The sequence below is a fragment of the Methylobacterium sp. J-030 genome, from assembly GCF_022829545.1.
In the GTDB taxonomy this organism is placed as follows: Bacteria; Pseudomonadota; Alphaproteobacteria; order Rhizobiales; family Beijerinckiaceae; genus Methylobacterium.
Map to the genome: position 1 here is coordinate 21,343 of NZ_JAKSYM010000220.1, position 7,705 is coordinate 29,047.

Annotated in this window: 12 protein-coding genes; 7 read left to right on the forward strand and 5 right to left on the reverse strand. The window is 68.6% G+C overall.

The annotated features are described in order from the left end of the window. Positions 1–15: 15 nt before the first annotated feature. The 5 genes from MKK75_RS14810 to MKK75_RS14830 form a co-directional block, all read right to left on the reverse strand. Complete coding sequence (locus tag MKK75_RS14810; RefSeq protein ID WP_244043317.1) at positions 16–396, reverse strand: Rap1a/Tai family immunity protein; 381 nt, start codon at positions 394–396, stop codon at positions 16–18. Beyond that, positions 393–704, reverse strand: coding sequence for a ribbon-helix-helix domain-containing protein (locus tag MKK75_RS14815; protein WP_244043318.1), 312 nt, complete (start codon positions 702–704; stop codon positions 393–395). The genes MKK75_RS14810 and MKK75_RS14815 overlap by 4 nt, the downstream gene beginning before the upstream one ends. Then, positions 701–1,345, reverse strand: coding sequence for a ParA family protein (locus tag MKK75_RS14820; protein ID WP_244043319.1), 645 nt, complete (start codon positions 1,343–1,345; stop codon positions 701–703). Before MKK75_RS14820 ends, MKK75_RS14815 begins: the two co-directional genes overlap by 4 nt. Positions 1,346–1,686: 341 nt before the next feature. Then, positions 1,687–2,169, reverse strand: coding sequence for a hypothetical protein (locus tag MKK75_RS14825; RefSeq protein ID WP_244043320.1), 483 nt, complete (start codon positions 2,167–2,169; stop codon positions 1,687–1,689). Between the two features lie 3 nt (positions 2,170–2,172). Beyond that, complete coding sequence (locus MKK75_RS14830) at positions 2,173–2,391, reverse strand: helix-turn-helix domain-containing protein (protein WP_244043321.1); 219 nt, start codon at positions 2,389–2,391, stop codon at positions 2,173–2,175. Positions 2,392–2,518: 127 nt separating this feature from the next. Between MKK75_RS14830 and MKK75_RS14835 the strand changes: the two genes are divergently transcribed. From MKK75_RS14835 to MKK75_RS14865, 7 genes are all read left to right on the forward strand, one after another. Beyond that, on the forward strand, positions 2,519–2,809 hold the full coding sequence (locus tag MKK75_RS14835) for a hypothetical protein (protein WP_244043322.1): 291 nt from the start codon (positions 2,519–2,521) through the stop codon (positions 2,807–2,809). Between the two features lie 11 nt (positions 2,810–2,820). Then, positions 2,821–3,045, forward strand: coding sequence for a hypothetical protein (locus MKK75_RS14840; protein ID WP_244043323.1), 225 nt, complete (start codon positions 2,821–2,823; stop codon positions 3,043–3,045). A 131-nt stretch (positions 3,046–3,176) separates the two neighbouring features. Further along, entirely contained in the window at positions 3,177–3,458 is a 282-nt protein-coding gene (locus MKK75_RS14845; protein WP_244043324.1) for a hypothetical protein, read from the forward strand. A 56-nt stretch (positions 3,459–3,514) separates the two neighbouring features. Continuing rightward, positions 3,515–4,135, forward strand: a complete 621-nt coding sequence (locus MKK75_RS14850; protein ID WP_244043325.1) for a hypothetical protein — start codon at positions 3,515–3,517, stop codon at positions 4,133–4,135. A 66-nt stretch (positions 4,136–4,201) separates the two neighbouring features. After that, the gene (locus tag MKK75_RS14855; RefSeq protein WP_244043326.1) at positions 4,202–5,365 is read left to right on the forward strand and encodes a hypothetical protein; all 1,164 of its coding nucleotides are present in this window, start codon (positions 4,202–4,204) and stop codon (positions 5,363–5,365) included. Between the two features lie 90 nt (positions 5,366–5,455). Next, positions 5,456–5,881, forward strand: a complete 426-nt coding sequence (locus MKK75_RS14860) for a hypothetical protein (protein WP_244043327.1) — start codon at positions 5,456–5,458, stop codon at positions 5,879–5,881. A 218-nt stretch (positions 5,882–6,099) separates the two neighbouring features. Then, the coding region (locus MKK75_RS14865; RefSeq protein WP_244043328.1) for a Hint domain-containing protein at positions 6,100–7,705 on the forward strand (1,606 nt) is incomplete at its 3' end.

The window sequence follows — 7,705 nt, forward strand, 5'->3', positions numbered from 1 at the left end:
CGAGGGATCAACCGCCTACTCGGCCGGACAGGGAAACGCAGCCTTGAAGGCGAGTTCCAGCAGATAGCTCGGATGCCGGTCCCATAGCTCCGGGTGCGCCTCGACGAACCTGCGCCCGATCGCGGATGCCTGTTGGGTCGCGGCCCCCGATTTCGGGCAGATCTCGCGCCGGATCGACATCAGGTCGAAATAGGCGATGATGTAGCCCAGGCAGAAATCCGCACTCAGCTCGCTCCTGCTCCCCCGGCACTCCGCCAGGAGCATCGACGTGGTGACGGTGCTGACCACGATCGGCGCCTCGGCTCGGGCAGGCGAGACCGGTCCAACCACGACCGACGCCACAGCCAGAGCGACGACCCGCAGCTTGATAGCTCGCAAGCTCGGGAGCGAGATCACTTGCTATGCCGCGCCACGAAATCGCGGATCGCCTCCTCGCATATCTCCTGAATGGTGCGCTCCTGTTCGGCCGCGATGACCTTGAGCCGCTTGCGGGTGGCCGGGTCGATCCGCGTCAGGATCTGCACCCGAGCGTCGGCCTTGGCCTTTACCGTCGCCGCGGCTGCCGAGGCGGGGGCCGCCGACGAGGCCGCAGGCTCGGCCACCGCGGGCGGTTCACCGACGACGCTGGCGCCGCCCGCCGGCGGATCCTTCCGAGCGAACCGGCCGGCGAGGCTGTCCAGGGTGGGGCGTGCCGCCTTGCTCATCGTGCCTTTCCTCCAGCGGACAACGCCGCCTCGACTTCCTGCCAGAGCGCGGCGACCTCGCTCGCGGCTTTCCCGTCCGGTTCGTGCTCGTTGACCGTGGAGCCGGTCAGGATCGCGTGAGACATCGCCACCCGGTTCGCCAGTGCGGTTGCCGCCACCGTCGCGCCCATGGCGACCAGCGCGGCCCGCGCTTCCGCGACGATCGCCGGCTCTGCCGATCCCGTGCGGGCCGGTGCGTGGTTGATGACGGCGAGCGGCGCCCTGCCGACGCGCTGCGCCAGGTCGAGCGTCGAGGCGACGGCCGCCAGGTCGAGCGGCCCCGGCCGCGTCGGGACGAGCACGAGATCCGCCGCACGCATGGCCGCAAGAATGCTGTCTTCAGCGTGCGGCGGTGTGTCGATGATGATCCGGCCGAACCCCTCGCGCCGCGCCGCCTCGACAAGCTCCGGTAGCTCGCGCGCGTCCGCCTCGATCAGCTTCGGCTCATCTGGCCCACGGAGCTGGTGCCACCATGCGAGCGACCGCTGCGGGTCCGTGTCGATCAGCAGGGCGGGGCGGTCCGCCTGGGCGGCCAACACCGACAGGTGCATCGAGAGCGTGGTCTTGCCGACGCCGCCCTTTCGGGCCGTGACCGCGATCACCTGCACATCCGCCCCCACCCGCTGTGATCAAGCTCGGCAGCAATCGAGCCCCCGAGGGATCCTGTCAACGAGACCGCGAGCCCGCGCGCTGGCGAGATGCGCCGCCAGCATAATCCCGAGACCGCGAGATTTCAGGCCCGCAAGATCCGAAGCCAACGAGCTTGCGAAATTGCATGCTATCAAGCTCCCATGCTCCCAAGCTGGCGAGGGATCGCCGACCGGCTTATCTGAGGCGCACCAGCCGCGGATGCGGTCGGGGTTGTGCGCGAGGCCGGGCGAGCCGTGATGGTATGGCCGCCCGGTCAGCCTGCGCAGAGGGGCGCCAACCGTAGTCCGGCGACCTAGACCCGCGGGGGCGGTTGTTTCCCTGAGATGGCGTCGACCATCCGCTGCAGCCAAGCCATGAAGCCATTCACGGCCTCTTGAACGGGCCGGGTGTGTTCATCGATCTTGGCGTTGAAACGGACCATGTTGGGCGTCGGATTGGCGTCCTTGTAGGTCAACCGAAACTGCCAATAGGCCCGCAGCACATAGACCCACGCGTAGTCATCGCTGATTTGTTCTGGCTTGTCCTCGCTAAAATGCTTCAACCAGTTGCGGCTGGTATTCATCAGGGTCGCGGCCTCGCTCTCGGAACACTTTCCGAGCCCCATGACCGCCCCTCGCATGGTTGCGAACATCGAGGCGCCGTCTTTGAGCCCGGGCATCCCGGTTTCGGCCGCGCCGGCAAGCGTGATCGCGCAGGCGTGCCGCCCATCGAACCAAGCCTCTATCGCGCCATCGACCAACTGCGATGCGGCTTCCTGACGGGAAAGCATCGCCATGGCTCAGTGCTCGCCCTGCGTGCCGTCTTTCCGGGCCTTGAACCGGATCCCGGCGCCCCCGCCGTTCTCGCCAATGAATTCGAGCCCGGCCTCCTCGAACGTCCGGCGGATGTCGGCCAGCGTCCGCTCATAGGGCTTCCGCTTGTTCGTCTCGAAGTCAGCCAGCGTGGGGCGCGAGACGCCGCTTTTTGCAGCCAGGTCCTCCCGGCTCCAATCAAGCATGGCTCGCCCAGCACGGCATTGCTCCGAACTCAAGACTTTTTCGCTAGACATCAGACTTTTCGTCTTGACCTCGGCAGGTGTGTCATCCTAAATAGCTGACATCAGCCGAAACGACAAGGCGGCCCCGATGTCTTACCGCACCGTCTCATGGACCCGCCTCTCCCGCTCGCTGCACGATAGCCGCCCGCGCATCCCTGCCGGCCTGATGGGCGCCCGCGTCCTGATCGAACTCGGCGCCCGCACCCGCCCCCTCGTCGTCGCCGGCCGCTATGACCGCGCCGCCATCATGGCCGCCGCGTGCAAGGCCGCCACCGGCATTCAGGAGCGCTGCGGCGTCTCCCGCGCCGAGGCCATGTCCTCCGCCCTCAAGGCCACCTGGCAGGTCGCCAAGGCCGCCCACCGCGCCGCCGCGCACTGAGGCCCGCAGCCATGCTCGCCGCCCTCGCCGCCTTCACCATCGCCGGCCTCTGCACCGGCACCGCGTTCCTCGCCTCGTGGATCGAGGAGAACGGGTTCCCCGAGCTGCCCACGCTGCGCCTCGCGACCCTCGCCCCGGCGCCCACCGCCGCGGCTCCCGCCCCGATCTGGTGCGAGCGCACCCGCCGCTGGCGGCACCCCGTGACCCGCGCCTTCGTCAAGGCGCCGATCGCCTGACCTGAGATCCGGCGCGAGCCGGACGCGGGCGGCGGCTCGGCATCGAACGATGCCCACGCTGCCAGGGGGTCGCCGCCCGCACCCATTCCACCACCGATCCACCGCCACGAGCCCCACCAGGAGCGCGAACGATGACTTATGCCCGCATCCCAAATTTCAGCCAGCCCGTCCCAGTGCGCAGCACCAGCGCCCGCACTGGCCGTCGCCGTCTCTCCGCTGACGGCCGCCACCTCAATCTGCCCAACGAGCCCCTGCCGGGCGAGATCGAGCCGTGGCAGGCCGTGACCCCGATCCGGCCGGACACCGCACACAGCCGCAGCCTCCGCTTTCTCGACGCCACGGGCGAGCTGCTGGCCGCCGTCGCGATCATCGGCGGGGGCATGGTGCTGACTGGCCTCGCCACCCTGCTCTGACCCCAGCCCGCACCCGAGCGGGCCGGCTGCCCGCGCCCCGCATCTGAGGACCCGCGATGTCCCTCCGCACGTCCCTCCGCAACCTAATCCGCCGCAGCCCCGTCGCCGCCCTGCACGAGCGTTCGGCCGAGCTGCACGGCAGTCTCGCCGGCCAGACCCGTCGCACCGTCGTCGCCGGCACGGTCGCCGCCGCTGTGCCGCTGCCGGTCATCGCCGCCACCCGCCCCCAGGAGCCAACCGAGTACGCGGACCACCGCGACCGGCTCTTGGCTGCCTACGCCGAGGACCGCGCCTGCCGTTCGATCGACGGCGAGGTGCAGATCGACTCCCTTGAAGACACCGTCTGTACCCTCGTGGTGCGCCGTTGCTGGACGCTGGCTGCTGAGATTGCGACGCTGCCGCCACCGCGCACCCTCGAAGGGCTCGCTGTGATCGCGCTCGGGGCCACGATCCTGTGGGAGGTGTCGCACAGCGACGAGAAACACGACAAGGCCGCCATCGGCCTGATCCGATCCGTTTTGGCCCTGACTGGAACCGACCTGCCGCCCCGGTTCAGCGGCTTTGGCGATGAGGACGATGTGGGCGAGCGCGACCGTGCGCTCTACGCCGCCCCTGGCTCCCTGCCGGCATGGGCCATCGCCGAGGCCCACGCCGAATATGAATTTTTCGACGCCTGACGCCGCCACCGCGCGGCGCTCACCCTGCCGCGCTTCCCCTGATCCTGTGATCCCTGGAGGCACACCATGGCCCCGCTCAAGCTGTCCAACCCATTCCGCCGCAGCGCCGACCGCCCATCCCTGAAAGAGCGCGCTGCCGCCACCGCTGGCCGGGTCGGCGAGTTCAAGCCGGCTACCTCGGCACCGGACCCGTCCTGCGCGACGGCGCCGCCATCCTCGGCCGAACCGACCGACTGGCACGCCCCGCCGCCCGGCTTCATGGCCTCGCCCGCGATCGACCCCGTGAACTTCGCCTGGATCCCGCAGGGCCTCCGGATCGAGCTGGACCGCTTGCGCGACATCGCTGAGACCGAGTTTCGGCGCCGGATATCCTCCCTGTGCGAGACGGGGAACGATACGCCTGAGCGGGCTGCCGCGCTCCGAGCCAGCTTGTTCCTGCCGGCGCTCACAGCCGCGGTCGATCCCGGCAGCGTGGAGGCGGCCACCTTGGCGGCACTCGGCCGGACGACAGGCCCCGATCCGGTTCTAGCGCTGATTGAGGAGCACCGCGCTGCCTATGCCGAGTGGGACAGGCTGTCGGATGTCTGGAGCGAGATGGCGTCGGACGCACCGGGTTACGCCGAGGCGATGGCGGCATCCGCTGGACCGGGCAACCGCGAGGTTGCGGCCTACGACGCGCTTTTCGCTGCCCGCCCAACCACGCTGTCCGGCGTCACGGCCCTGGCCGAGTACCTGCGGGAGGCCACGGACCGCACGCGCGTCGACCTCGTGCCTTCGGCTGCCGATCGCGGCTTGGCGACCGTCACCGATACGCTGCGGGTGATCCTGGCGACGCACAAGGAGCGGGCGAGACGCGAGACCAGCCTCGTCGCCATGCTCGACCTCGCATCTGCTTCATTGGACGACCTGCAGTCTCTCCACGACCTCGCAGACCGCGTCGGCAACTCCGCCTACGCTCTGGCCTGGACAGGCAGGTGCCAGGCTCGCGGCTCACGAGGCGAGTTCAACGTCGCCGGAGAGCTGATGCAGTGGCTCGGCGATGCCCTGACCGATGTAGAGACCGCGGCCAACGACGAGGCTCGGCGGCGCAGGCCGACAACCAGAGCAGACCGTGAAACCCGGTTAGAGATGCTGGCTCTGCCAGTGATCCGGAACGGCGACCCCGACGAGACCGCCGCCTTCGCCCGCGAACTGCTGGCCCACGTCGAGGCCGAGCCTGAGAGCCGCTGACGGCGGCTCCCCACCCCTCCCGTAGCCGTGCGCACCGCCCCGGCCGGATCCCGCCGGGCCTTCCCTTCATCGCGACCCGAGGCCTGACCCATGGGCGACGTGCTCACCTTCATCCCGCGTCCGAAGCCGGCCGCGATCGTGCCCCCGGCGCCGCTCACCGGTCCAGCACTACGCGCCAGCCTGGAGGAGGCGGCACAGATCGCCCTCGACGCGGCGGACCGCATCATCGCGGTTCTGGACCAACTCGACGGGGATCCGGACATGGAGGACGGCGCCGACGCCGAGCCGTCCCTGGCCGCTCCTGAGAACGTCGCCGGCTCGCAGATGACGTGGTTGCGCGGCGGCGATCAGGATCGCGAGGAAGAGGTGTCGGAGCCGGCGCTTCAGGTGGTAGTGGTCGAGCCGCAACCGGCGGACGAGAACCTGCCCGAGGCAGTCGTGCTGCCCTGGCGCGGGCGCGGGAATGTCATTGCGGCGGCTGGCGTCATGATCCTCGACATGCTGGAACGTGCTTGATGAAACCAATGACTCGTGGGAAAAATCCACACCGATACTAGCTCAATTTTGGCTAGACGCTGCGTTTCGTGGCGTGGACAACACAGGGCCTATCAAAAGTGATCCGCAATCGCGGACAGGCAATTTGTGATTGCGGCTGACCTCGACTCATCACGCTCGCGCACGTCAGACTCGGGCCCAGAATTTTAGCCGGCGCCAGCCGGTCGCTGGGGCATGCCATGAACCCGATCACGTTCAACTACACCGGCGCGATCCAGAACTACACAGTGCCGGTAACTGGCACCTATGATCTTTCTGGCTTTGGAGCTGCAGGCGCGGCTGGATCGAATAGTGGTAACATTTCTACCGGCGGTAGCGGCGCGCAGGTCGGCGCCACTTTCAACCTGACACAGGGACAACAACTCCAGATCATCGTCGGCGGGGCTGGTAGCCAGGGTATCGAAGGCGGCGGTGGCGGTGGCTTTACAGCGGTTCTTGCTAATTCAGGTGTCGGAACTGCATATTCTTATCTGCTGATCGCGGGCGGCGGCGGCGGCGGTGGAGTGAACTTCGGTAATTCACCGATCGCCAATGGCCTGAACGCGCAGGCTAGCCCTCAGGGTGCTCTTCTCGGAACTGGCGGCGCCGCCGGCAACAGTCAAACCGGTGGCGGTGGCGGTGGTGGCGCCGGTGCGACGAGCAACGGCGGTAGCAGTTCTGACTTTGACGGGGGCTTGGGCGGTTCGACAGGGCCAAGCTATGCAGGTGGTCACAACAACTCCTTCCCGATTGGCAACGGTGGCTTCGGCGGTGGCGGCGGTGGCGGCGCCATCTTTGGTGGAGGTGGTGGCGGTGGCGGTAACTTCGGTGGTGTAGGTGGCACTGCGTACGGTTCAGGAGGTGGTTATATCGGAGGCGGCGGTGGTGGCGGTGGCACCTCATACTTAGCAGCGAGCGGCACACTAAATTCTGCCGAGACGCGCGCCGGAGCCGGGGTTAGCACCGGCAATGGAAGCGCGCGGATCAACTTAGTCAGCGCCGCTCCAGCACAACCGGCCGCCCCCTGCTACGTCACCGGCACGCGCATCCGCATCCTGCGCGGCCGCACAATCGTGGATGTGCCGGTGGAGCGCTTGCGCGTGGGCGACCTCGCCATCACAGCATCCGGCCAGCCCCGGCCCATCCGCTGGATCGGCTCGCGGTCCTACCCCGGCCTGTCCGCGCCCCAGGCCGACCGCCCGGTCCGGATCAAAGCCGGTGCCCTAGCTGATGGCGTACCTGCCCGCGACCTACTCGTCTCACCCGACCACTGCCTGTGGCTCGACGGCCTGCTCGTCGCCGCCGGGCACCTCGTCAACGGTACCTCGATCACCCGCGGCGAGGCGGTGCGGGATCTGACCTACTGGCACGTCGAGTTGGACAGCCACGACATCCTGCTGGCCGAGGCCACCCCGGCGGAGAGCTTCCTGGCCGCCCCGGGCGTGCGCTCGGGCTTCGACGGCGTGGGCGAGTTGGTCGAGAGCACCACCCCCGTACCCTACGCGCCCCGTGTCGAGCGCCATGATCCGCGGCTGGATGCGCTGCGCGAGCGATTGATCCGCCGGGCCGGCTTGTCGACTGAGCCGATGCACTTCGGCACCGTCCGGGCGTGGATGGACCGCTGTGATGGCACTCACATCGCCGGCTGGGCCCAAGACGCCGCGCACCCGGACGCCCCGGTGTGCCTCGACATCGTGGTCGATGGCGTGGTCGTGGCGATGACGCTGGCCGAGCAGTACCGTGCCGACATCGCGGCGGCGGGCGTAGGCGACGGCCGCCACGGCTTCGAGTTCAATCTCGACGAGC

What these genes read in the sequence shown, in the direction of transcription:
- MKK75_RS14835 (WP_244043322.1), top strand. Translation starts at nt 2,519, where the DNA reads ATGTCTTACCGCACCGTCTCATGGACCCGCCTCTCCCGCTCGCTGCAC.
- MKK75_RS14825 (WP_244043320.1), bottom strand. Translation starts at nt 2,169, where the DNA reads ATGGCGATGCTTTCCCGTCAGGAAGCCGCATCGCAGTTGGTCGATGGC.
- MKK75_RS14845 (WP_244043324.1), top strand. Translation starts at nt 3,177, where the DNA reads ATGACTTATGCCCGCATCCCAAATTTCAGCCAGCCCGTCCCAGTGCGC.
- MKK75_RS14830 (WP_244043321.1), bottom strand. Translation starts at nt 2,391, where the DNA reads ATGCTTGATTGGAGCCGGGAGGACCTGGCTGCAAAAAGCGGCGTCTCG.
- MKK75_RS14840 (WP_244043323.1), top strand. Translation starts at nt 2,821, where the DNA reads ATGCTCGCCGCCCTCGCCGCCTTCACCATCGCCGGCCTCTGCACCGGC.
- MKK75_RS14855 (WP_244043326.1), top strand. Translation starts at nt 4,202, where the DNA reads ATGGCCCCGCTCAAGCTGTCCAACCCATTCCGCCGCAGCGCCGACCGC.
- MKK75_RS14815 (WP_244043318.1), bottom strand. Translation starts at nt 704, where the DNA reads ATGAGCAAGGCGGCACGCCCCACCCTGGACAGCCTCGCCGGCCGGTTC.
- MKK75_RS14850 (WP_244043325.1), top strand. Translation starts at nt 3,515, where the DNA reads ATGTCCCTCCGCACGTCCCTCCGCAACCTAATCCGCCGCAGCCCCGTC.
- MKK75_RS14860 (WP_244043327.1), top strand. Translation starts at nt 5,456, where the DNA reads ATGGGCGACGTGCTCACCTTCATCCCGCGTCCGAAGCCGGCCGCGATC.